We start from the raw sequence: 25,335 nt of genomic DNA, 5'->3' as shown, positions 1-25,335 counted from the left end.
CCTCCTTAATATTCAATACGCGGATCAAAAATCGCGTATAAAATGTCTGCTAATAAATTTCCAATAACTACCAAAATGGCTGAAACGACTGTTAATGCCATAATAACTGGATAATCTCTTTGGAATGCAGAGTCAATAAATAATGAACCAATACCTGGCCATGCAAATATTTTCTCAGTAATGGCAGCTCCGCCAATGAAAGATGGGAGCATAAGTCCGAATAAAGTGATAATTGGGATCATCCCATTTCTTAATCCATGCTTTAGAACGACCTTCTTCTCTTTAAAACCCTTTGACATTGCCGTCCGGATGTAATCCTGCTTTAACACATCAAGCATCGAAGATCTTGTATAACGTGTTAAGGCAGCTGTATCTGCTGTTGCTAGAACAAACGCAGGAAGAATTAAATGGTGAATTCGATCCCAAATACTAAATGGTGCATTCAATGTGGATACTCCACCTGTTGGGAACCAGCCAAGGTTAACGGATAATACCATAATTAACATTAACCCAAACCAGAAGTTAGGTGTTGCAACACCTAAGAATGAACCAACTGTTACTGTGTAATCAAGCTTCGTATACGGCCGCATCGCCGAATATATCCCAAAGGGAATGGCGACCAAAGCTGCCAATATAGTCGAAACTAGCATCAATAATAATGTATTTGGAAGCCTATTCATAATCAGTTCACTAACAGGTACTCCACGCTTGATTAAAGAGTTTCCGAAGTCACCTTTAACCATATTACCGAGCCATTTGAAGTATTGGATATGAACAGGTTCATTCAAACCATATTTTTCTTCAAATTTTTCTCGATCAGAAGGCTTCATACTAGGGTCCATAAGCATTGAAACTGGACCTCCTGGTGCAGCCTTTATAATTGCAAAGGATAATATGGTAATTCCTAGTAACAAGGGAATAGCCATTAATGTTCGTCTAATAATGTATGAGACCATCGTCTATTCTCCCTCTCATTTTTTCGGTTTATTCAAAATACTCGGCTATTCAATCTAACCAGTAGAATTTTCAGTATTAAGTATTAAATATTAAGCAAAGGAAAAGTAAGGGAAGGGTGAGCATCCCTTACTTTTTTTCTTTTTTATAGTACTTATTATTCTGCTTTTAACCACCATTTGTTGATGTGGTACATTTGGTTTTTCGGATGGAATTCATAGCCTTCTAGGTTCTTAGGAACAGCACGGAATTCTTCTGGGTAGTAAAGGAATGAGTATGCTTGATCTTCTGCAAGACCTACTTGGATTTGTCCAATCATTTCTTTACGTTTTTCTTTATCAAGCTCTTGAAGCTGTGCATCCATTAGCTTATCAAGCTCAGGATTTGAATAGCCAGTAAAGTTTAGACCTGCTTCAATTTCTTTCGTATGGAAAATACCACTTGGATCTGGGTCGACACCTAGGCTCCAGCCTAGAACGATTCCTTCAAAGTTCCATACACCTGGATCGATATCTGCAATTAATGCACTAAATTCTACAATTTGAGGTTTAACTTCAATACCGACTTCTTTTAATTGCTGTTGAAGAATAACAGCAATATCTTCACGTACTTTATTTCCTTGGTTTGTTTTCAATTCAAATGTAAATCTTTCGCCATCTTTTTCAAGAATACCGTCTGCACCTGGAGTCCAGCCAGCATCTGCTAACATTTGTTTTGCTTTTTCTACATCATATTCAAACTTTGGTACATCTGGATTGTACGCCCAGCTTAATGGACTTTCTGGAACGTGTGCAACTTCACCAAGTCCTGACATAACATTTTCAACAATCGCTTTACGATCGATTGCATGTGTAATCGCTTGACGGACATTTTTGTCCTTGAATTTTTCAATACGTTGGTTAAAGCCTAAGAATGTGTAAGATAATGCTAAGCCAGACTCTAAGCGTAGGTTTGCTGCATCAGCAAAGCTTTCTACAGTTGGAACGTCAGGCTGAGCGATACCAGCATAGTAATGGATATCTCCTGCTTGAAGTTGAGCAAGAATTGCGTTTGCATCTGGAACAATTTTGTAAGTGATAGAATCTAAGTATGGACGGCCATCCCAATAATCATCATTAGCAACAACCTTTACATACTCGCCATCTTTCCACTCTTCAAATTTGAATGGACCAGAGCCGATAGGGTTTTTCGTGTTAAACTCATGCTCACCCATGTCAGCGATTGGAACATCACCAAGAATATGCTCAGGAAGAATTCCGAATCCTAAACTAACAACTGGGAATTGTGCATCAACTTGTTTTAGAGTGAATTTAACTGTATATTGATCAATTTTTTCTACTTTTTCAATATTTTCGAAGTAAGATTTACGTACTCCATCATAATCAGGGCTTAATGGAATGTTGTATGTAAACACAACATCATCAGCATCTAAAGGCTCGCCATCATGGAACTTGGCATTTTCAACGATTTTAATCGTGAATTCTTTTCCATCTTCAGAAGGCTCATACTTTTCTGCTAATCCACCATCAGTAACTGGGTTGAATTCTAAATCAGAACCCATTAAACTATCAAAAATCATTCCTTCAATATCAGAGCTTGAAGCATCGCTTGAATAAAGGGTGTTAAACATTGTTGGTGAGCCTGTTGAACCAATAATTAGGTCTCCCCCTGCTACTGGATCATTGCTTACAGGTTCTTCAGCCACAGGTGTTTCTTCTGCCGGCTTTTCCTCTGTTGGTTCTGCTGGTTCATTTGTCTTTTGCCCGCCTGAACATGCAGCAAGGAACATTGATAATACAAGCATTAAACTCACTAATAACCATGCTGATTTTTTCATTCGTTTCCCCCCTGGGTTTATTTTTTTGGATCTAATTCCTATTTTTAGAGAACGTTTGTAATGCATCGCCCCCCTTCAAAGGGTTTTATATACTAAATGCTTCGCTCCATTAAATAGGTTCTTAAGCACTTAATAGTAAATAATTATTTAAATTTTCTGAACAAAAATATCAGAAATACTCTTCCATCTAATTAATATAAATGACATGCAACAAAATGATCTTTCTTTAATTCTTTAAATTCTGGCACCTGTTCGCTGCATAATTTGGTTGCAGCTGGACATCTTGTGTGGAACACACAGCCCTGAGGAGGGTTCGCCGGGCTTGGTAAATCACCTTTTAAGATAATTCTTTCCCTCGCCTTTACCCCTTTTTTCTTAGGAACAGGAACGGCTGACATAAGTGCCTGTGTGTACGGATGAAGAGGTTCATCATACAAATCTCTTTTATTAGCAAACTCCATGATTTTACCTAAATACATCACTCCAACTCTATCACTTATATGTCGGACAACACTTAGGTCATGAGAGATAAACACATATGTTAAATTCAGCTCTTCTTGCAAGTCTTCCATTAAATTAATAATTTGTGCTTGAATGGATACATCTAGAGCGGATACAGGCTCATCTGCTATAATCATATCGGGATTTAAAGCAAGTGCACGAGCTATACCAATCCTCTGTCTTTGACCACCCGAAAATTCATGTGGATAGCGATTAATAAATAATGGATTGAATCCAACCTTATCAAGGAGATCTTGCAGCTTTTCATTTCTCTCTTTATAACTGTATAAATTATGGGTAATCATTGGCTCACTTAGTATGGATTTCAACGTTTTCCTTGGGTTCAATGACGCATACGGATCTTGAAACACCATTTGAATATCTTTTCGAACACTACGGCGAAGCTCACCCTCACCTATATTCGAAATATTGCGTCCTTTAAAAATAATCTCCCCGCTTGTCGGTTCATACAAACGGATAAGCGTTCTTCCTGCAGTTGATTTCCCGCAGCCAGATTCACCTACTAGACCAATGGTTTCTCCTCTTTTTACTTTAAAAGAAAGACCATCAACTGCCTTAATTGATCCCACCGTTCTTTGTAGAAATCCGGCTTTTACTGGGAAGTGCTTCTTTAGTTCATTGACTTCTAAAATGTATTCCGAGTCATTTGTATTCTTCTTTGAACCAATAATTTCAGCTTTTGTTCCATTCATACTGTTGCCTCCTTTCCATCATGCAAAAAGCAGCGAACTGATCGGGATCCATTTCTTCTTAGTGTTGGAGCTTCATTTCTGCATCGATCAAACGCATGAGGACAACGTGGTGCAAATCTGCATCCTGCCGGAAAATGTTCGGGTGGAGGAACGGTACCCTCTATGGAATAAAGTCGTTCCAAATCTCCTTCAAGTGATGGAATGGAACCCATTAATCCAATGGTGTAAGGGTGCATAGGCTCGTCAAATAAATCATCGACAGATGCCTCTTCCACTACTTGGCCGCAATACATAACAACTACACGATCAGCTATTTCAGAAACAACGCCCAAATCATGCGTAATGAGGAGGATGGATGTATTATACTTTTTACTTAGCTCCTTCATTAAATCAAGTATCTGTGCTTGAATCGTCACATCAAGTGCTGTTGTAGGCTCATCCGCAATAAGCAGCTTCGGATTACAGCTCATTGCAATCGCGATCATTACTCTCTGCCTCATCCCGCCTGATAAGCGATGCGGATAATCATCAATCAGTGCCTTTGCTCTTGAGAATCCTACTAATTCAAGCATCTCAATTGCTTTTTGTCTTGCAGCAGTCTTTGTTAGCTTTTGATGATACATAAGAACTTCAGTGATTTGCTCACCAATTGTCAAAACTGGATTCAAGGATGTCATTGGCTCCTGGAAAATCATTGAGATGTCGTTGCCTCGTATTCCACACATATCATTATCTGATAGTTTTACTAAGTCTTGACCGTTAAACAAAATTTCACCATCAACAATTTTCCCAGGTGGGCTTGGAATTAAGCGCATGATCGATAGTGATGTGATACTTTTCCCAGAACCTGATTCTCCCACTAATGCAACTGTTTCACCCTTATGTATTTTTAGATCAACACCATCAACGGCCGGAATCATTACTTTCTCTTTCTTAAAATATGTTTTTAAGTTTTTCAGTTCTAATAATGCAGTCATAATACCCTCCGTCCATCTAAAAAATAATAGCCTTTGTCATTTTTTGCTATCATTTGAAGAATATTGCCCAAAAAAATTCCATATTTTGATATAGAGAAATATTTGTAAAGTATTTCAATAAATTCTCCTTATTGGAATTTCTTTATTATTTAATAGTATATTATTACAGAAACATTACGAATTCAAGAAGTTTTTTAAATATTCCTATTTTTAATAACAATCTATGTAATTTGAATTGTATTTAATTCATATACTCTTTATGTTTTTTATATAAAAAAAATCAGGCAAGAAAGTCATTTTTCATTGCCTGATGCATAATATATTCTCACTCCATTTCCAATAGAAATCGTTTAGAATCCAGAGAAAATGAATCTCTTATTGTTATTTCACGCTTATTATTAAACATAGATACAATCTCATAACCCGCAGCATATCCGATCATTTTTGGGTATCCTTTATATCCGAAAAGAATTTCATCATGCAGTCTCTGATTTTTATTAACATCTATATCCTTTTGTATATATTTCTCCCAATAGTTTTTTATTTCTTTTCTAGTATAATAATTACACCAATCTGCACGGTACTTTTTACCACAGCAGGTTTCTACTGCATACTCTGCTAAACCTTCCAAAATGATCGAGTCTAATAAGGTCGCTTCTTCTAAACGCTTGTTTTGTTTTTTTAATCTACATATATGATGGTATTCATGAACAAAAAGTGCTTCTAATTCTTGTTCATCTTCGAATGGGGATATGAAGAGAAAGAGTTTATCCTTAAAAGCTACTCCTGATTTTCGATTCTCTTGCTTTGTAAATAGACCGTTACTTGAAGCTATTGGGAATATATACACGGGGATATCTGGTCCTCTCCATTGCTTTTTATACTTGTCAAATATCTTTTCAGCACAATCCCAAATATTTAACTCTTTCATTTGCTGATAATTAGCAAATGTCTTTCGATTAGGTTTGTACATGCCAAATGTTCTTAAATAATTGTATATTTTATCTGGGTTATCTTCTAGAAAGGATTCCATAAACTTCTGACAAATCCTCATAGGCTTCTCGAATTCTTCATCAAGCCATTTGTCCGTTCGAACTACCCCCATGCTACCACCACCTGCTTCATGTTCAGCCAATTGCTCTATATTCAGAATATGGTAGGGTTCTTTCATTTGTTCTTGTTTTTCCTAATTTAAATAGGCTGTTTTCGCAAACATTGTTGCTTTTAACACGAATTCGTAGAGGTTGATTTCCGCTCCAGGATGCTCGCTTTCCGCGGGGTGGGCGCTGAGCCTCCTCGTTGCTCACGCTCCTGCGGGATCTCAGCTGTCCCACTACTCCCGCTGGAGTCTCGCACCTTCCGCTCCAATCAACTAGTCTTTTTGTAAATAGAAAGCTTATTCAAAAACAACATTCTTTTAAAAAGAGCCTATAAAAATAAAAATAGTAATAATAAAGAGCCAAATCAAATTGATTTGGCTCAGTGTATATAAGACTATTCGTATTTTTTAAAGGCGATTGTTGCATTATGGCCGCCAAACCCTAAGGAATTACTGATGACCGCATTAATTTCTTTCTTTCTTGCTACATTCGGAACATAATCTAAATCACACTCAGGATCTGGTGTTTCGTAGTTGATTGTTGGAGGAAGAACCCCATCCTTGATCGCAAGGACAGAGAAAATAGCTTCTATCCCGCCAGCAGCACCAAGTAAATGTCCTGTCATTGATTTCGTTGAACTAATGGCTATTTTATATGCGTGTTCACCGAATACCTCTTTAATTGCCAATGTCTCAAATTTATCATTATAGTCGGTACTCGTTCCATGAGCATTGATATAATCAAATTCCTCTGGCTTAAGACCTGCATCATCAATGGCCATTTTCATTGCTCTTGCTCCGCCTTCACCAGCTGGTGCTGGTGCAGTAATATGATAGGCATCTCCTGTGGCGCCATAGCCTACGATTTCTGCATAGATATGTGCTCCACGTGCTAGTGCATGCTCTAATTCTTCTAGTACAACAATGCCAGCACCCTCTCCAATAACAAAACCATCGCGGTTTTTATCAAATGGACGGCTTGCTGTCTTTATATCAGGGTTAGTTGAAAGGGCAGTATTCGCACAGAAGCCTGCTACAGACATTCTTGTAATTGGTGCCTCTGCTCCACCTGAGATCATCGCATCCGCATCGCCGCGCTGAATCACTTTAAATGCATCACCAATGGAATTTGTCCCTGTTGCACAAGCAGTTACTGTGCACGAATTGAATCCTTTAGCTCCTAAAGAAATCGATATTTGCCCTGTTGCCATATCTGGAATTATCATCGGAACAAAAAACGGACTAACTCTTCGATACCCTCGATTTAGAAATGTCTCGAATTGATTTTCAAACGTCTCCATGCCGCCAATACCTGATCCAACCCATACCCCTACTCGATGGGAATTATCATCATTTATCGTCAAGTTGGCATCTTTCACTGCCATCATTGAAGCAGCAACCGCATAATGTGTGAAGCGATCCATTTTTCGTGCATCCTTCTTATCAATAAAGTCCTCAATATTAAAGTCCTTTACTTCTGCAGCTACTTTAGCAGGATATTCATCTGCATTAACCCTAGTTAGCGGGCCTACTCCTGATACTCCTGCAATAATATTTGACCATGTCGTTTCTGCATCATTTCCAAGTGGTGTCACAGCACCAATCCCCGTAACGACGACTCTTCTCTTATTCATTTTATTAAATCTCCTTTACGCGAGAAATTTATTCATGTTATTAACGTCCCCAACGCAGGGCAATTGCACCCCAAGTTAAGCCTCCACCAAAACCAACCATTACAATTAAATCATCATCTTTAATTTTCCCTGCCTCTAGTTCCTCTACTAAGGAAATGGGAATGGAGGCGGATGATGTATTTCCATACTTGTGTACAGTCTTTGACATCTTCTCCACTGGCAATTCCAGTCTCTGTCTGGAAGCCTCCATGATTCGGATATTCGCTTGATGCGGAATAAGGAAATCGACATCCTCTTTAGACAAGCCGGCCTTCTCTAGAACCTTAACACTGCTTTCACCCATTTGTCGTACAGCAAATTTAAATACTTCACGACCATTCATAATAATGTTTTCTTCTTGGTATAAATGTTTTCCACCTGTCCCATCTGCACCAAGGTCAAAGGAAAGAATTCCTCTTCCTTCTGAAACAGGACCAAGGATAACAGCACCTGCACCGTCTCCAAATAAAACAGCTGTGTTCCTATCTTCCCAGTCCGTAATTTTTGAAAGCTTCTCCACACCAACAACCAAAATATGTTTATAGGATCCACATTCAATGAACTGTTTTGCTGTTATCATACCATACATAAATCCTGCACATGCGGCACTAATATCCATTGCTGCTGCTTTAACAGCACCAAGTCTTTCCTGAAGGATCGTAGCCACAGATGGAAATGGCCGATCAGGTGTAACTGTCGCAACAATAATCATACCGATTTCTTCTGGAGAAATCTTTGCATTTGCAATCGCATTCTTTGCTGCCTCATAGGCAAGATCCGATGTATTTGTTTCATCATCGGCAATTCTTCTTTCCTCAATTCCAGTTCTTGTTCTTATCCATTCATCAGATGTATCGACCATTTTCTCAAGATCTGCATTTGTGAGAATTCTTTCTGGTAAACATCTTCCGATTCCAATAATTCCTGCATTCATGGACTCCACTCCTTTAGTTCAGAGTATAGCTAATAATTAATTAACACGGGCTCATCATCTAAATTTAACTCATACTTATATTATTATCAATTATTATGACTTGGTACTAATTTTATCAAATGTTTGTATAACTAAGCAACATTTAATTTCATTCATGAAATTATTTCTATACATACCTGCCTATACGGACGTACTTGAAAATTCATACGTTAATATAGACAGATTAAAGGAGGCATGAAAGCATGAGTAATGATGGCAGGGAGCATTCAAACACTGAGACAGATTTATTCTCGCGCTTGATGTTTAATTCAGGCCATTCAAACAGAAGTGATATAAACAAAATAACAGATTCACAAGAGATTGAAGAGGAACAGATCCAATCAGCTATCCAGAGAAATCATCAGAACGATTGGCTGTTCGGAGCTCGAACTCTTGATAGAGAGAGAATGCACAAAGAAGAGGAGCCGGAGTCAGCTACTCTATTCAACCATAAGCTACTAGACAACATCAACATAGGAGAACTTATGGAGAATATTGATATTCTCATCCATTCAACAGATCAATTAAAGCCTTTGTATAAAAAAGTAACCCCGATTATTAATCAATTTCTAAAAAAGTAATCTTTGCGGAATAAAAATCTTTTTTCACATAAAAAAACCGGCTCAGATAAATATATCGATGCCGGTTTTCTTACATATATGCTGCTTATTCTATTTCCTTTAGAGCATCTGCTTTTCCCATTTCGTAAGCTTCATTCATCACTTTCGTAAACAACGTCATAAATGGCTGGATCATTTCTAGTGAGAGCTCAATTCCAGCTTCATCAAATTGTTGTTTTGCCTCTGGTATGTATTTCATCGCCATTTGCATAAATTCTAATGTTCTATCTGTCGTCTGCATGTTTGTTTCCTCCAATAGATGATTATTCATTCGGTAGTTTTCCTGTTTTCTTGTATTTTTCAATTGCAGCATTAATTAAATCTATATATTCCTTATCTACATTGGGGCTGAATTTCCCTAGAGTGATGACGTCATCTTGAAAGTCGAATGATAAATTCCCTGATTTCAATTTGCCATCGTTGAATTTTTCAGCAACTAACTCATAAAGTGCATCAACATGCTGAACTGTGCTTGTCAATACCACAGATTCACCAAGATCTGATTGGTCTGATATGTATCCAATCGCGTAATGCCCTTTTTCTTTTACTTTTTCAATGACAGGAACATTATAGCCATCACCTGCAGGATAAATAACATCTGCATTTTTCTCTAATACACTATTCAGGCTCCCTATCGCCTTTTTGTCATCGTCCCAATTGCCAACATATTCAATTAGAACTCTCACATTTTCATTTTCGTAATTTGCTCCTTCATAGAAACCTTCAATTTCAGGCTGCCACTCATAAGCAGCAATTATTCCAACAATATCCGTTTTTGTCATATGTCCTGCAATCATTCCTCCGAAAAAGCCCATTGCATATGCTTCAAAATTCAAGCTTGTTGTGTTTGAGTTTTTCGCATCTCCATTGAAACTAACAAAATGGATATCAGGATATTGATCAGAAATATTATTAAAGTATTCCGAATACTCGTTTCCGTGCCCGAAAATAATATTGACTCCTTTTTGGTGGAACTCTTTAACAGCACGTTCCACTACCAGTTGCGAACTCATTCCCTCTTTATAGTAAACCTCTACATTATGGTGGGATTGTATCTTTAACATTCCTTTATAGCCTTTTGTTCCCCATACTTGATCATTCACTGTATCAGGAACTAATAAACCAGCTTTCTTAAGATTTCCTGTAGACATTGCTTGTCCACAGGAGGCCAATAAAAGAAGGCATAAAAGGATAATCCCTAAACGCATGACAATTCTATGCATCTCCCTTTGCTCCGCCTCTCTGTAATAGCCATATCAATATTTCCCTCTTTTGCATTTAAAGTGAAAACCTTGGAAAATTTACCCGACTATTCTCATTCTACCCTTAACCAATAGGGATTGAAAAGTTTTTTTTCCTCTAATGTTAGAACCTGCCGTTCAATAAGAGTTTTAAATGCCTTCTTTGCTTTTCAATCCCCTCTGAATACTGCATTTGACTCTTCAACATTCTTATCTTAATTTTGCTCATATCCAAAGTACTTAATTTATGATGATTATCATAGGATGGGATAGGAATAGCAAGATATTCTGCACACTTTATCCATTGATCAGGTATCTCATTTTTCAAAACGAATGAAGAAGCGGATTCCTTGTCAGCCATCAATAATATCTCTTCAACTACATCGTCTATATAAAGAATATCGTCGATCCATTCATCCTCATGGAGCTTTATTTTTCTTTTCTCGTCGAAGCTTTTTAACAATGCTTGTTGAATAATATAGGAGGATGGCTGCCAAGGGCCGTAAATGGCAGGCAGGTAAATATAATGCCAATTTGCTTCTTGAGGAAGGGTACGAGTAAACATTTCACTTGAACCTGACAGCCATTGGATTGGGAGGAGAAAAATGACCTTTGAATCCGTCTCTTGTAATCTTTTTTTATTTTTGCTAAGGAACTTCTCTAGAAGATCACTTTTTTCCAATGTTTCATTGCATTCTCGCTGGTGAAAGTTGTAAAGATCAATGATAACTAATGTTTGTTTGCTAATTTCGGCTAGTGGCAGCCACTTGCTATAAGATTCCTCATGAAAGTTGGCATTTCTCCCTATTTCCATACGTTTTTCCTCAAGAAGCTCCTCCTTTTCCATGTCATAATGAACACCTATTACTTCATAACCCGCCTCTAAAATAGAGGTGCAAAAATGGAAACCCAAAAAGTTGAACGTTCCTATTATTACTGCCCTGTCCATTTTTAGAGCCTCCCTCAAGTATTCTCAGTGTATCCTATGCTTTGAAGCTATTATTTATTTCTTTTTTATATAGAATTTAAACTAGCATTATAAAATTCTTTCATTCCTTCTTAGAAATTCAACCATTTGTCCTCCCATTCCAAGTCTTTTTTCTGGCAGTATATAACAAATGGAAAATGGCCTCTCCCCTTCACTCCAATTAATCGTAAGACTCTTTAAAAGATTCGCCTGTTTATATGCACGTCTATCTGACAAAATTTGAATAATTTTAATAGGAATTGGCTCTTCGGTTATTACATTTTCATTAACTGTTTTTATCTTTGTCTCAACCTGCTTTAATTCTTCATCAAAGGACTGAGAAAGCTCTTTTAATAATTTTTTATAAAAAAATTTATGCTCTTTTTCTAGCTCTAAATGATGGTGAAGCGAGAGGATGGGATTGATTAATATACAGGTTCGAATCTGTGAGGAACCCATTTCATTCATTAACCTTAACGCTATTAATGCCCCCATCCCTTCGGCAACGAGATGAATTTTCCCATTAATAATCTCAGTACGGATAATATGTTCATACAATCTTCTAGCAAGGTCTACCGCCTTGTCGTTCCCCCAGTTTTTACCGTAAAGATTCGAATAAAAAACGGTATAACCTTCTTCTTTAAATTTGTTTAATAAGGCTGACTTCCCTTCATTTTGTGTCCAGAAACTCGTTTGGTCTGTCACAAAATTCCGTTCATCACCAATAATCAGGATACCGAAACCACTTGGCTTCTCGGGATAGTGGATCATATTCCATTCGGTATCCAATTGAAAGTTTCGGCTTTCCATAGAAACAACTCCTTTGCTCAGGGCTCCTAATAATGTATGAAGCTCCCTATAAAATGATAGGGGCTTAGCCTATATTTTAGAAACAATTAATAATTAATTAGATTTTGTTAATTGCGTTTATTAATTAGCGGCCTTATGTTAAGATAAAAAGGGATTTTATAATGTTAGAGGTGAATACTTTGAGATACTTTTGGACTTTTTTCTGGACATTTCTTCTTGTCCAAATGATCACTTATGTTGTTAGTTCAATGATCGGTATCCCATTTGATTTTAAAACGGGTTCCATTCTTTCAGTAGCTGCAACAATCTTAATTTTCATTATTACTTTAATTATTCCAGAGGGTACTAGTGAAAAAGAGGCTCTTCATTAAAAATTAGTCATCCTGATAGTAATCGGGATGACTTTTTTTATCATTCTATTTGCAAGTTGACTCCGTTTTCGTCAATTGAGATGACGACTGTGCTATGGTCTTTTATTTTTCCAGAAATGATTTCGCGTGCTAATAATGTTTCAACATTTCTTTGAATAAAACGTTTTAATGGTCTGGCACCGTATACTGGGTCAAAGCCGTTTTCTGCAATATATTCTTTTGCTTCATCATTTATACTAAGCTGAATATGCTGATCGGCTAATCTTTCTTGCAGCTCTTTGATTAATTTGGAAACGATTGCTTGTATCTCAGTTAAGGCTAGTGGCTTAAATAATATAATCTCATCCACCCGATTTAAAAACTCAGGACGGAAATGTCCTTGGAGAGTTTTCATGACTTTATTCCGTGTTTCTTCATTAATATGATTCACTTTTCCTTCAACGCGTTCCAGTAAAAATTGTGAGCCAATATTAGATGTCATAATAATGACTGTATTTTTAAAGTCTACCGTACGCCCTTGTGAATCGGTAATCCTGCCATCATCAAGCATTTGCAGAAGAATATTGAATACCTCTGGATGAGCTTTTTCAATTTCATCTAGCAGAATAACGGAATATGGCTTCCTTCTAACCGCTTCTGTCAGCTGCCCGCCTTCCTCATAACCAACATAACCAGGAGGCGCACCAATTAATCGTGAAACAGCATGCTTCTCCATGTACTCAGACATATCAATCCGAATCATTTGTTCTTCACTGTCGAATAAAGTTTGTGCGAGTGATTTAGCAAGTTCTGTTTTCCCTACTCCCGTTGGACCAAGAAAAATAAAAGAGCCGATTGGACGATTAGGATCTTTAATTCCAGCTCTCGCACGTAGAACTGCATCAGATACGAGCTGAACGGCTTCATCCTGACCAACTACTCGTTCTTGTAAAATACTTTCCAGACGCAGTAGCTTTTCACGTTCACCTTCTACAAGCTTAGCTACTGGGATACCTGTCCATCTCGCCACAATCCCAGCAATTTCTTCTTCGGTTACCTCTTCTCTTAATAGTCTTTCCCCTTCATTTGTCTGAACCTCATTTTCAAGCTGTTTCAATTCCTTTTCGAGTGCAGGGATCTTTCCATGGCGCAGCTCTGCTGCCTTATTTAGATCGTAATTATTTTCAGCCTCATCCAATTCACGGCGCATTTTTTCAAGGAGCTCTCTTTGATGCTGAACCTTTTGATTCTCTTCCTTTTCAACCTCCCATTTCGCTTTCATCGAATGGGCTTGATCCTTCATTTCTGCTAATTCCTTTTGTAATACAACGAGTCTTCCTTTACTTGCCTCATCACTTTCTTTTCTTAAAGCGGCTTCTTCAATTTCTAGCTGCATCACCCGCCTTGTCACCTCGTCTAATTCAGAAGGCATTGAATCAATTTCCGTTCGGATCATTGCACAGGCCTCATCAACTAAATCAATCGCTTTATCCGGCAGAAAGCGATCAGAAATGTATCGGTCTGATAAGGTAACTGCAGCAACCAATGCCCGGTCATGGATATTGACTCCATGGTGGATTTCATAACGCTCTTTCAAGCCTCTCAGTATTGAGATTGAATCTTCCACATCTGGTTCCTGAACAAGCACCTGCTGGAAACGTCGTTCAAGAGCAGGGTCCTTTTCAATGTATTTACGGTGCTCTTCAAGAGTGGTCGCCCCGATGCAATGCAATTCACCCCTTGCAAGCATTGGCTTTAACATATTGCCTGCATCCATTGCTCCTTCCGTTTTTCCAGCCCCTACAATCGTATGAATCTCATCAATGAAGAGTAGGATGCTGCCTTCACTCTTTTTGATCTCACCCAGGACTGCTTTTAACCGCTCCTCAAACTCTCCTCTGAATTTCGCCCCGGCAATTAAGGCACTCATATCAAGCGAAAAAATCGTTTTCCCTTTTAATCCCTCTGGTACATCTTTTCGAACAATTCTTTGTGCAAGTCCCTCAACAATGGCAGTTTTTCCTACTCCTGGTTCTCCAATCAGAACTGGGTTATTTTTTGTTTTTCTTGAAAGAATACGGATCACATTTCTTATTTCACTATCTCTGCCAATGACAGGATCAAGCTTTCCTTCCTTCACCTCCGCCACTAAATCTCTTCCATATTTCTTTAATGCATCATAGGTTGCTTCTGGATTTTGGGATGTCACTCTTTGATTCCCCCTTATTTCTTTTATAGCAAGTTCTAGTTTCTTTCTATCAGCACCCTCCTTTATGAATACTTTTCCTACCTCAGATTGGTGTAACGATGCAGCTGCTAAAAGCAGATGTTCTATAGAAAGAAACTCATCATCAAATTTTTTCTTTACCAAATCTGCTTCTGCCATCAGACGCTGAAGATTATTGGTAATATATAGCTTCCCTTCTTCTACTCCACTTCCTGATACTTGTGGTTTTTTCTTTAAGAGGAGATAAAGATTACGCATGATATTTTCTGGAGAGATATTAAGCTTTCTCAATACTGATGCAATTAAATTATCCTCTTGTTCAAGCAGAGCCAAAAATAAATGTACTTCATCTACTTCTTGATGCTGCTCACGAACAGATAATACTCTGGCATTCATAAACCCTTCTTGCATCCGCTCTGTCATCTGGTTTAAATCCATTGTCATACCTCCTTCTTGACCTTTTTTGACCTTTGGATTTATTATATAGCATATGTAAAGCCATCCACAAGGGATGGCTCTCGATAATTTCTATATTCTTGTGAACGTTTACGGTTTTCTCTGATATGTCCAAACTCGATTATGGTTGGAGTTCTCAGGAAAACGATCCCCAGCTCTAAGCTTTAGCAACTGAGGGTTATTCACCGTGCTTCCAGTTTCCCCGATCTCAATATATACCCCATTATTTGGTGCCTTTTGTCCTGCTTTAAATTGACGATTTTGTCCCAAAGTAAAATTCCTCCTTTCCATTTCTTCGATCATTAGTAGTATTTCCACTGAAGAAATCATCATGAAAGAATTTTTTTCCAACTGATCTTTTTATATTAATTCTGTTAATAATGCCTTTTGCACATGAAGTCTATTCCCAGCCTGTTGAAAAACAGCTGAATTTGGCCCATCAATTATTTCTGCTGAAACTTCTTCCCCCCTATGGGCAGGCAAACAGTGTAAAAATACGAAATCTTTTTTAGCTTTTTGGACAAGATAATCATTGACTTGAAAGTCTGAAAATACCTTTAATCGCTGCTCATTTTCTTCTTCCTGTCCCATACTCGTCCAAACATCCGTATAAATAGCATCTGCATCTTTAACCGCTTCTATCGGATCATTAGTAATTGAAATACTTGAACCATTTGATTCTGCGATTGATTTTGCTAATTTAATGATTGTTGAATTGGGTTCATAACCAGATGGACAAGCAATCGTTATATCCATTCCGACCTTTGCTGAGGCAATCATTAAGGAGTGGGCAACATTATTTCCATCACCAATATAACTTAATTTCTGCCCAATCAAAGTTCCCTTATTCTCTTGGATCGTTAACAGATCAGCAAGAGCCTGACAAGGATGATAAAGATCAGTCAATCCATTAATCACAGGGATTGTCGCATGAAAGGCAAGCTCTTCAATCTTCTGATGACTAAAGGTTCGGATCATAATGGCATCCACATAATGAGAGAGCACCTTTGCTGTATCTGCAATTGACTCGCCTCTTCCAATCTGAAGATCCTGGCTGTTTAAATATAGTGCATGCCCGCCAAGCTGCAGCATCCCTGCTTCAAAGGACACTCTCGTACGAGTTGATGATTTCTCAAAAATCATCCCGAGTATCTTTCCCTTTAAAGGCGTGGGGTCTTCCCCAATATAAGTTGCATTTTTCATTTTTTGTGCTTTCACTAATAGACCATTAATAACGTCTTTTGAGAAATCAGCTAATGTTAAAAAGTCTTTTCCTTTAATATTTAATTGTTTCTCAGCTACTTGTATCGAAGTCACCCCACATACACTCCCTTTTCTAAATGAATATTTTCTATCTTTCCCTCTAACCATTCCTCAATTGAACATGTATTCCATTCTCCAGCTGTAAAGCTCATTAAAAAAGCTTCAAGCGTTTCCTTTTCAGTAAAAGGCAAGATCCTGTTTTTGATTGCCTCTTGACGCATCATTTGATCTTCTGCTGACATATTTGGATTGTATAAAGCAATTGTCTCTTTTCCTGCCCATGATGAAGTCCATTTTTTAATTTGAACCAGCTTAACACCAACTTTAGCTGCTAAAGTTGTCAGCTTGTAATCGATCGAATCATCAGCAATGACAATTTCCCTTTTATTCATCCTTTTATCATTTGTATGAAATGCCTTCTTTAGGGCTTCTTCATAGTTCGAGGCAATCGCGATTCCCTCTCCCGTTGATTTCATTTCCGGTCCCACTTTTGAATCTAGGCCATTCAAAGCGTAATTTGAAAAAACAGGATATTTTACACATATAAATGGCAGGCACTGATGGTTCGGCACGACATCTTTCGACAATCGATATTTCCCAAGCAATACTTTTGTCGCAATTTGTACAAGTTGAATATCAGTCACTTTACTTATGATTGGGACTGTTCTGCTTGCGCGCGGATTTACCTCTAGTACATAGACATCCTCACCATCAATAATGAATTGAATATTCATAAGTCCTTTATATTGAAGCTTTTGAACTATGGCTTTTCCGTATGAAATCATTTTCTCCTGCACCTTTGGAGATAGACTTCTTGGAGGAAGAACGGACATGCTGTCTCCTGAATGAATACCTGTTTTCTCAATATGTTCCATAATGGCAGGCACACAAATACATTGTCCATCAGCAACTAGATCATATTCTGCTTCCTTTGCCTCTATAAACTTATCAACAAGGATCGGGTAGGGAATATCATTTTTCTGAAGGTAATCTTCATATTCAGTCTGACAGTTGATTCTTTCCATCCCCATTCCACCGATGACATACGAAGGTCGGATCAATACCGGAAAGCCTATCCTTTGTATGGCTGAATGAAGTTCATGTGCGGAATGAACAACCTTCCCTTCAATATGGGGAATTTCTAATTCATCCATTAACTCGTAAAATAGCTTCCGATCCTCAAGTATTTCAATTGTCAATGAATCTGTGCCAAGCAATGTTAATCCGTAGTCTTCCAGTTCCTTTGCAAGATTAAGTGCAGTCTGTCCTCCTAATTGAACAATGACTTCCTTCACTTCCTCAGAGTCAACCACATTTAAGATATCCTCAAGAATGAGTGGTTCGAAATAAAGTCGATCTGCTGTTGTATAATCTGTACTCACTGTTTCTGGGTTATTATTGATCATGATCGTTTCGATCGCTTCATTTTTCAAAGCAAATACACCTTGAACAGTACAGTAATCAAATTCAATCCCTTGCCCAATTCGGATTGGTCCACTTCCAATAATCAGGATTTTTCTTTTCTCACTTGTCACCTGTTCATTCTCGCCATAATAGCTTGAGTAATAATAATTTGATTGGGCTTCAAATTCTGCTGCACATGTATCAACCATTTTATAGACAGGAAGTATACCAAGAAATTTCCGTTTCTCACGTATTTCCATTTCAGTCACTTGCCACTCCTTAGCCAAATATTCATCACTAAAGCCCTTCTCTTTAAACAGCTGCATTTGTTTTTTTGTTACCGTTGCCATTGAAAGAGACTGGATCTGTTTTTCAAGTGTGACAAGTTTAAAAAAGGAATGTAGGAAGAAATAATCGATTTTCGACTTTTCATGGAGTCGTTCCAAGGTGGTCCCACGACGGATTAGTTCCATGATGATAAAGAATCTTTCATCTGTTTGCTCTGCTAACATTTCTTCTAATCTTGCCGTATTTTCTTCTATAAGTGCAGACATTTTCAAACCAAGCCCTTTTAATTCCAAAGAATGTACTGCTTTTAATAAGGCACGTTCAAGGTTTCGATCGATTCCCATGACCTCCCCTGTTGCCTTCATTTGTGTGCCAAGTCTTCTATCAGTGGTTGGAAATTTGTCAAAAGCCCATTTAGGAAACTTCACAATCACGTAGTCAAGAGCTGGCTCAAAGCTAGCAAATGTATCGCCAGTTACTGGATTAATCAGTTCAGATAACGTATAGCCTACTGCAAGCTTAGCTGCCATTCTAGCAATCGGATAGCCAGTCGCTTTAGAAGCTAAGGCAGATGATCGGCTCACCCTAGGGTTTACTTCAATTAAATAATAATTCTTGCTATTTGGATCTAAGGCAAATTGAATATTACATCCGCCAATGATGCCAAGTTCTGAAATAATCTTAATGGATGCCGACCGAAGCATTTGGTATTCGTCATCTGTTAAGGTTTGAGAAGGAGCAACAACAATGGAATCACCTGTATGAATACCAACCGGGTCAATGTTTTCCATATTACAAATCGTGATGCACGTATTCATTGAATCACGCATGACTTCATACTCAATCTCTTTAAAACCTGCAATACTTTTTTCAACCAAACATTGATGAATGGCACTTTCGTTCAATCCGCCTCTTACAAGGGCAGCTAATTCCACAGGGTTAGCTGCAATCCCTCCGCCTGTACCACCTAGTGTAAAGGCAGGGCGTACGATGATCGGAAAGCCAGTCTCGTCGCCAAATTGAATTGCCGTTTCCACATCATGAACAATTTTGCTTTCTGGAACTGGTTCATTCAGTTCCTTCATGAGCTTTCTGAAAGCTTCTCTATCTTCACCTTTCTTAATTGACTCTATGCTGCTTCCAAGAAGCCTCACTTTATATCGCTCCAAAACACCAGTTTCACTTAATTGAAAGGCAAGATTAAGCCCTGTTTGACCACCCATTGTGGCAATCAGACCATCTGGACGTTCTTTTTCAATAATTTTTTCTAAACTATCTACGGTTAATGGTTCAAAATAGATATTGTCTGCAAAGGCATGATCTGACATAATCGTAGCTGGATTATTATTTACAAGTATGACCCTATAGCCTTCTTCTTTCAGTGCTGCACATCCTTGAGTACCTGCATAATCAAATTCTGCCGCCTGCCCTATCACAATTGGGCCGGAGCCAATCACAAGGATTGACTGAATACTAGTATCTTTAGGCATAAGAAAAAACGCTCCTCTTCTCTTCCTTAATCATTATCATGAATTCATCAAATACATATTCACCTTCCCCAGGTCCAGGATGTGCTTCTGGATGAAATTGAACAGTCTGTACTGGTAAAATTTGATGTATCAGCCCTTCTACCGACTGATCATGGAGATTCATAAAGCGCTTGTTAAACCCAGTACCTTCCAAACTTTCTTCAGCTACAACAAAACTGTGGTTTTGTGAAGACATAAATACCTTGCCTTTTTTTAAATCAATCACCGGATGATTTGCCCCACGATGACCAAAGGAAAGCTTTTTTGTTTGACCTCCTAGGGCCAAGACAGCCAACTGATGTCCAAGACAAATGCCTAAAGTTGGATAATGTTCTATCAGTTTTTTAACATTTGGCAATTCGCTCGATAATTCTACTGGGTCTCCAGGACCATTAGAAAGAACAATGCCATCCGGATGGAGTTTCTTTATTTCCTGAAAGGGCATATTAAATGGCACAGTAGTCACTCTGCAATTTCTTTTCAATAAAGAATCTATAATTGATTTCTTAGATCCATAGTCAACGAGGACAATATGGGTTTCCCCATGTCCAAAATAGACATTTGTTTTTGTTGAAACTTTATACACCTTTTCATCCTTTATCACTAATTCCTTGGTCATCTGAATGGATTCTTCAGTGGACAAAACTGCTGGCATTGATCCCTCTGTCCGTATTTTCTTTACAACCGCTCTCGTATCTACATGCCCCAATAACGGGATATTCCACTTTTGTAAATATTCTTTAAGTGAATAGGTGGATTCATAATGTGAAGGGACATTATTTGCTTCATAAACAATAACACCGGCCACATGTGGTTTCTTACTTTCATAATCCTGCTCATTCATTCCATAATTCCCGATTAGAGGGTAAGTAAAAACAAGGATCTGGTCTTTATAAGAAGGATCTGTCAGTACTTCTTGATAGCCTGTCATACCTGTAAAAAAGACAATCTCACCGCTAATATTTTGCTTAGGCGATTCTGTAAGCCACTGACCTTTAAAGCAATATTTACGATCTAATTGTAAATATCCTTCCATATCTCCACCTCAATACTTGTATTTTTATTATTTATTTTGGATTTTTATACATTAATTATAAAAAATGATCAGCCTAAACGGCTGCATTGGAATAGCTAATCAATACGGATTGAAGAATCTCTACCGCTTCATCTATTTCTGTCTCCTTTACGGTTAATGGCGGTAACAGCCTCAGAACATTATGACCAGCTGAAAGTGTCAACAAGCCATCCATTCTTAATTCTTTTACTAATAAAGGCACATCTGCACTTGTTTCTAATCCAATCATCATTCCCAGCTGTCTAATTTCCGTAATTGCAGGAAGCGAACCTAGCTTCTTAGACATTTGTTCATAAAGATATTCACTATTTTTCTCCACTACTTTTAGAAACTCCTTTTCAAAAATGATCTCCATCGTTGCATTTGCAGCAGCAATAGCAAGAGGATTTCCGCCAAATGTTGACCCATGACTTCCAGGTCCAAAGAAATGTGCTTGCTCTTTTCTCCCAATGACTGCCCCGATTGGCAGACCACTTCCTAATCCTTTTGCAGTCGTTACAATATCAGGTGTTAATTGAAAATGTTGAAAAGCAAAGGGTTTCCCTGTCCTCCCGACCCCTGTTTGGATTTCATCAATAATATACAAGGCTCCATTTTTCTTACATAACTGGCCGACTTCATTCAGAAATTCCTGTTCACCAATATGAATTCCACCCTCGCCTTGAACCACTTCCAGCATAACGGCAGCTGTCTCACTATCTATCGCTTGTTTTACTGCTTCAATATCATTTAACGGCAAATAGGTAAAGGTTTCCAGCATTGGACCAAACCCTGCTTTTATTTTTTCCTGCCCGGTTGCTGACATTGTGGCAAAAGTCCGTCCATGAAAGGAGTTTTCAAATGTAATGATTTTCTTTCTTCCTGTAGCTTTACGGGCTAGCTTGATCGCGGCTTCGTTTGCTTCTGCCCCACTATTAGCAAAAAAGACCAAGTCCATGTTCGCACCATCAGCTAATCGTTTGGCGGCAGCCTCCTGTTCACCCTGTACAAAAAGGTTAGACACATGCCAAAAACGATTTAACTGGCTATTAACTGCTTCCTGAACAGCCTTCGGGCGATGCCCAAGATTACACACACCAATTCCAGATGTAAAATCTAAATATCTTTTCCCATCTTTTCCAATTATGAAACAGCCTTCAGCAATGTCTGGCTCAACTTCCCATCGGGAATAAGTCGGAAATAAATGACTCATCATAAAATCCTCACTTTATTAGTTTATTTCTGTTCCAATCCATTCTCCGCTTACAAAGAATGGCTCCTTCCCGGAAACGATCCTTACACTTTGAAGTCCCTTCTCAATCGCTGCAATACATGATTTGACCTTTGGCACCATTCCGCCAGTTATCTTCTCAGCACTTATATAGCCTTCTATTTCTTCTTTGTCTAATTGAACAATTAATTCTTCGTCAATTACTATCCCTTTTACATCTGTCACAAAAAGGAAATGCTCAACAGAAAGAGCATGAGCGATGGCTGCAGCTGCAAAATCTGCATTCACATTCAGCTTTACTCCATCATTTGTAATCGCAATAGGAGTAATAACAGGTGTATAATTCTCACGCAGCAACATTGCTAGAACGTCAGTATTTACCTCTGTAATGTGACCGACATATCCCAAGTGTTCTTTATCTATAAAATCTCCATGCAAAAATGCCCCATCACTTCCATTCACTCCAAATGCTCTGAATCCATATGAATCTAGTTTTCTTGTAAGCTTTCGGTTTGATTTCCCTGCTAACACCATTTCAACTATTTCCAAAGCCTCAGCTGAAGTCTTCCGAAGACCATTTTCAAAATTACGAGGGATTTGATGCATTTCTAACTGTTGATTGATATCCGGCCCGCCCCCATGAACAAATATGAGCTGATACCCGTCATTCTTCAATTCCTTTAAACTTTCAAAAAAAGAAGAGGATAACTCATCTAACACACTTCCACCGCATTTTATTAATACTAATTTCAAGTCAGTTCCTCCTAAGTCCGATAGCTTGCATTAATTTTCACATAATCATAGGAAAGATCACATCCCCAAGCTTTTCCAAACCCATTGCCTTGATACAATTCAACTTTAATTACGATTATTTTATTTTGTAAATAAACAGATGCTTCTTCCTCGGAAAACGGCTGTGGTTCACTCTTACTAAGCATTCTTATTGGACCAATTGAAATATCTACTGTTTCAGGATTGATCCTTGCATTACTTTGTCCGATCGCACCGATAATTCTCCCCCAGTTGGCATCCTCCCCATAAATAGCTGTCTTGACAAGATTGGAGCCAACGATTTGTTTAGCAACCATTCTAGCCTCTTCATTACTTTCTGCACCACTAACTTCTACCTCAATTAACTTCGTTGCTCCTTCTCCATCTTTGGCAATTTGCTTGGCAAGGCTCTCACAGCTTTTTGCTAGTAACTGGAGGAAAACTTCCCAATCTGGATGTTCTGGCGTAAGCAACGCTGTACCGCTTTCTCCATTTGCCATCACTAGTACCATGTCATTTGTTGACGTATCCCCATCAACAGTTATTTGATTAAAGGTTGTATCTGTCACCTCTCGAAGTGCCTTTTGAAGATGCTTACTTTCCATTTTCACATCTGTCGTAATAAAACCGAGCATGGTTGCCATATTCGGATGAATCATCCCTGAACCTTTCGCAGCTCCCCCCATAAACACCGTTTTCCCATCAATTACTGCTGAAAAGCAACAGCTCTTCATGACTAAATCGGTTGTTAAAATCGCTGATTGAAAATCTTCTGCACTACTCAACTCTTTCTCCGGTTCCAGTAATTGAATACCGTGATAAATCTTATCCATTGGCAAAAATTCGCCAATTACACCTGTAGAAGCAACCGCTACATGATACGCTTGTAAGTTAAATTTTTCTGCCGCCCAGTTTCTCATCTGATAAGCATCAAGAAGACCCTGTTCACCTGTACAGGCATTGGCACAAGCACTATTCACAACTACCGCATGTAAGATTTCCTCTCTTGCAATACTTTCCTGTGTCACCTTTAACGGGGCAGCTTGAAAATGGCTCATCGTATACACAGCTGCGCAATTTGCTGGAGCTGAACTTATAATGACACCAATATCCTTTTTCGAATGTCTTAACCCTGCGTGTACACCAGCAGCTTGATACCCTTTAGGTGTAACAATACTTCCTCCAACTACTTCTTTTATTGCCTGAGCTTGAGACAAAGCCTGCATGAATACATCCTCCTTATGGATAAATCGGAACGAAATCTAGACCCATCGTTTCTTCAAAATTACACATTATATTTGCATTTTGTACTGCCTGGCCAGCTGCACCCTTCATTAAATTATCAATCACAGCAATAATCGTCAGTCTGCCCGTTCTACAGTCAGCATGCAAACCTATATCACAATAATTAGAACCTGCCACTTCTTTAACTGAAGGGAAGGTATTTTCCGGCCGAATCCGTATAAATGGATGTTGGTTATAGACTTCTTTGTACAGCTCGATCAATTGACCTGTACTGTGATCTTCCTTTAACTGTACATAGCTAGTTGTCATCATCCCTCTTGTTATTGGCAGCAGATGTGTTGTGAAGGTAACTGGTCCAATATCCTTATTCCATTGAAGCAGCTGCTGCTCAATTTCCGGGATATGCTGATGTTCATTCACTTTATAAACTCTGAGATTCTCATTTGCTTCTGCGAAACTTGTATTTCTTGATAGAGATTTACCTGCACCAGAAACACCTGATTTCGCATCGATCACAATACTGAAAGGATCAATCAATCCCGCCTTTGTGACTGGCGCCAAGCTTAGCAAGGAAGCTGTTGGATAACAGCCTGGATTAGCTATTAGCATTGAATCCTTTATTTCTTCTTTATTCCATTCGGATAAACCGTAAACAGCTTTTTCACTTATACTTTCATGAACAGACTCGTGTTTATACCATTCCTTATACTTTCTGGCGGGTAATCTTAAATCACCTGAAAGGTCGATTACTTTTATATTCTTATTTATAAATTCACTGACTAATTTTCCAGAAACTCCAGATGGTGTAGCGAGAAAAACAATATCCGACTGATCGGCAATATATTCTGGATCTATTTTTTGCAAATTTATATCCATTAAATGATAAAAATGCGGATACTCTTCCGTTATGGGCGTTTCCCCTTTTGTTGAATGAATGGATTGAATCTTAAATTTAGGATGCTGCTTTAAAATGCGAAGTAATTCTACTCCCCCATATCCAGTCGTTCCAATAATTGAAACCTTCATCGTTTCTTCCTTCCTTTTTTGTATATTTACTCATTTTTTTTAATATTTATAAATTTAATATTTCTCTTATTATAGAAAGTTAGGAAAAGAAAATCAACTGTTTTTTCTTGATGTTTTTAATCTTTA

The 25,335-nt window shown here is 38.2% G+C and carries 22 protein-coding genes; 2 read left to right on the top strand and 20 right to left on the bottom strand.

Annotation, left to right across the window (positions count from 1 at the left end; genetic code table 11):
- Positions 1-5: 5 nt before the first annotated feature.
- From ACFYKT_RS08365 to ACFYKT_RS08335, 7 genes are all read right to left on the bottom strand, one after another.
- Positions 6-956 (bottom strand): ABC transporter permease, encoded by a 951-nt coding sequence (locus ACFYKT_RS08365; protein ID WP_389218168.1) that lies wholly within the window; start codon positions 954-956, stop codon positions 6-8.
- A 155-nt stretch (positions 957-1,111) separates the two neighbouring features.
- Positions 1,112-2,791 carry a peptide-binding protein gene (locus ACFYKT_RS08360; protein ID WP_389218165.1) on the bottom strand — a complete coding sequence of 560 codons (1,680 nt, stop codon included), beginning with the start codon at positions 2,789-2,791 and terminating at the stop codon, positions 1,112-1,114.
- A 191-nt stretch (positions 2,792-2,982) separates the two neighbouring features.
- Complete coding sequence (locus ACFYKT_RS08355; protein WP_389218162.1) at positions 2,983-4,005, bottom strand: ABC transporter ATP-binding protein; 1,023 nt, start codon at positions 4,003-4,005, stop codon at positions 2,983-2,985.
- Positions 4,002-4,982: an ABC transporter ATP-binding protein gene (locus tag ACFYKT_RS08350; RefSeq protein ID WP_389218159.1), complete on the bottom strand. Its 981-nt coding sequence runs from the start codon at positions 4,980-4,982 to the stop codon at positions 4,002-4,004. Before ACFYKT_RS08350 ends, ACFYKT_RS08355 begins: the two co-directional genes overlap by 4 nt.
- 325 nt (positions 4,983-5,307) lie before the next feature.
- Complete coding sequence (locus ACFYKT_RS08345; protein ID WP_389218157.1) at positions 5,308-6,087, bottom strand: DUF2268 domain-containing protein; 780 nt, start codon at positions 6,085-6,087, stop codon at positions 5,308-5,310.
- A 389-nt stretch (positions 6,088-6,476) separates the two neighbouring features.
- Entirely contained in the window at positions 6,477-7,715 is a 1,239-nt protein-coding gene (fabF, locus tag ACFYKT_RS08340) for a beta-ketoacyl-ACP synthase II (protein ID WP_389218154.1), read from the bottom strand.
- Positions 7,716-7,755: 40 nt separating this feature from the next.
- Positions 7,756-8,688 carry a beta-ketoacyl-ACP synthase III gene (locus ACFYKT_RS08335; protein WP_389218151.1) on the bottom strand — a complete coding sequence of 311 codons (933 nt, stop codon included), beginning with the start codon at positions 8,686-8,688 and terminating at the stop codon, positions 7,756-7,758.
- 242 nt (positions 8,689-8,930) lie between these two features.
- On the opposite strand from ACFYKT_RS08335, the gene ACFYKT_RS08330 reads away from it, so the two are divergent.
- The gene (locus tag ACFYKT_RS08330) at positions 8,931-9,308 is read left to right on the top strand and encodes a hypothetical protein (protein ID WP_389218148.1); all 378 of its coding nucleotides are present in this window, start codon (positions 8,931-8,933) and stop codon (positions 9,306-9,308) included.
- Positions 9,309-9,393: 85 nt separating this feature from the next.
- Here the strand turns inward: ACFYKT_RS08330 and ACFYKT_RS08325 are convergent, their stop codons facing one another.
- From ACFYKT_RS08325 to ACFYKT_RS08310, 4 genes are all read right to left on the bottom strand, one after another.
- Positions 9,394-9,588 carry a ComZ family protein gene (locus ACFYKT_RS08325; protein ID WP_389218319.1) on the bottom strand — a complete coding sequence of 65 codons (195 nt, stop codon included), beginning with the start codon at positions 9,586-9,588 and terminating at the stop codon, positions 9,394-9,396.
- Between the two features lie 22 nt (positions 9,589-9,610).
- A complete protein-coding gene (locus ACFYKT_RS08320; RefSeq protein WP_389218146.1) occupies positions 9,611-10,570 on the bottom strand; it encodes a BMP family ABC transporter substrate-binding protein in 960 nt (319 codons plus the stop codon).
- A 142-nt stretch (positions 10,571-10,712) separates the two neighbouring features.
- Positions 10,713-11,537 (bottom strand): hypothetical protein, encoded by an 825-nt coding sequence (locus ACFYKT_RS08315; protein WP_389218143.1) that lies wholly within the window; start codon positions 11,535-11,537, stop codon positions 10,713-10,715.
- 87 nt (positions 11,538-11,624) lie between these two features.
- Positions 11,625-12,365: a hydrolase gene (locus ACFYKT_RS08310; protein ID WP_389218140.1), complete on the bottom strand. Its 741-nt coding sequence runs from the start codon at positions 12,363-12,365 to the stop codon at positions 11,625-11,627.
- A 179-nt stretch (positions 12,366-12,544) separates the two neighbouring features.
- Here ACFYKT_RS08310 and ACFYKT_RS08305 point away from each other — a divergent pair, with 179 nt between their 5' ends.
- The gene (locus tag ACFYKT_RS08305) at positions 12,545-12,736 is read left to right on the top strand and encodes a YjzD family protein (protein ID WP_389218137.1); all 192 of its coding nucleotides are present in this window, start codon (positions 12,545-12,547) and stop codon (positions 12,734-12,736) included.
- A gap of 40 nt (positions 12,737-12,776) precedes the next feature.
- On the opposite strand, the gene clpB is transcribed toward ACFYKT_RS08305, so the two are convergent.
- The 9 genes from clpB to argC form a co-directional block, all read right to left on the bottom strand.
- Complete coding sequence (gene clpB, locus ACFYKT_RS08300; RefSeq protein ID WP_389218134.1) at positions 12,777-15,380, bottom strand: ATP-dependent chaperone ClpB; 2,604 nt, start codon at positions 15,378-15,380, stop codon at positions 12,777-12,779.
- Between the two features lie 108 nt (positions 15,381-15,488).
- Complete coding sequence (locus tag ACFYKT_RS08295) at positions 15,489-15,668, bottom strand: YjzC family protein (protein WP_389218131.1); 180 nt, start codon at positions 15,666-15,668, stop codon at positions 15,489-15,491.
- 90 nt (positions 15,669-15,758) lie between these two features.
- Positions 15,759-16,715 carry an ornithine carbamoyltransferase gene (argF, locus tag ACFYKT_RS08290; RefSeq protein WP_389218128.1) on the bottom strand — a complete coding sequence of 319 codons (957 nt, stop codon included), beginning with the start codon at positions 16,713-16,715 and terminating at the stop codon, positions 15,759-15,761.
- Positions 16,712-19,843, bottom strand: a complete 3,132-nt coding sequence (locus ACFYKT_RS08285) for a carbamoyl phosphate synthase large subunit (RefSeq protein ID WP_389218125.1) — start codon at positions 19,841-19,843, stop codon at positions 16,712-16,714. The genes argF and ACFYKT_RS08285 overlap by 4 nt, the downstream gene beginning before the upstream one ends.
- Positions 19,836-20,918: a carbamoyl phosphate synthase small subunit gene (locus ACFYKT_RS08280; RefSeq protein WP_389218122.1), complete on the bottom strand. Its 1,083-nt coding sequence runs from the start codon at positions 20,916-20,918 to the stop codon at positions 19,836-19,838. Before ACFYKT_RS08280 ends, ACFYKT_RS08285 begins: the two co-directional genes overlap by 8 nt.
- 73 nt (positions 20,919-20,991) lie before the next feature.
- Positions 20,992-22,149: an acetylornithine transaminase gene (locus ACFYKT_RS08275; RefSeq protein WP_389218118.1), complete on the bottom strand. Its 1,158-nt coding sequence runs from the start codon at positions 22,147-22,149 to the stop codon at positions 20,992-20,994.
- A gap of 18 nt (positions 22,150-22,167) precedes the next feature.
- Complete coding sequence (gene argB, locus ACFYKT_RS08270; RefSeq protein ID WP_389218115.1) at positions 22,168-22,920, bottom strand: acetylglutamate kinase; 753 nt, start codon at positions 22,918-22,920, stop codon at positions 22,168-22,170.
- 11 nt (positions 22,921-22,931) lie between these two features.
- On the bottom strand, positions 22,932-24,164 hold the full coding sequence (gene argJ / locus ACFYKT_RS08265) for a bifunctional ornithine acetyltransferase/N-acetylglutamate synthase (RefSeq protein ID WP_389218112.1): 1,233 nt from the start codon (positions 24,162-24,164) through the stop codon (positions 22,932-22,934).
- 13 nt (positions 24,165-24,177) lie between these two features.
- Positions 24,178-25,209: an N-acetyl-gamma-glutamyl-phosphate reductase gene (gene argC / locus ACFYKT_RS08260; RefSeq protein ID WP_389218109.1), complete on the bottom strand. Its 1,032-nt coding sequence runs from the start codon at positions 25,207-25,209 to the stop codon at positions 24,178-24,180.
- Positions 25,210-25,335: the final 126 nt, after the last annotated feature.

Origin of the sequence: Cytobacillus mangrovibacter, from assembly GCF_042865275.1 — a bacterium.
GTDB lineage: Bacteria > Bacillota > Bacilli > Bacillales > Cytobacillaceae > Cytobacillus > Cytobacillus mangrovibacter.
The sequence above is the reverse complement of the archived record's forward strand: the minus strand, read 5'-3'. Positions and strand labels throughout refer to the sequence as shown.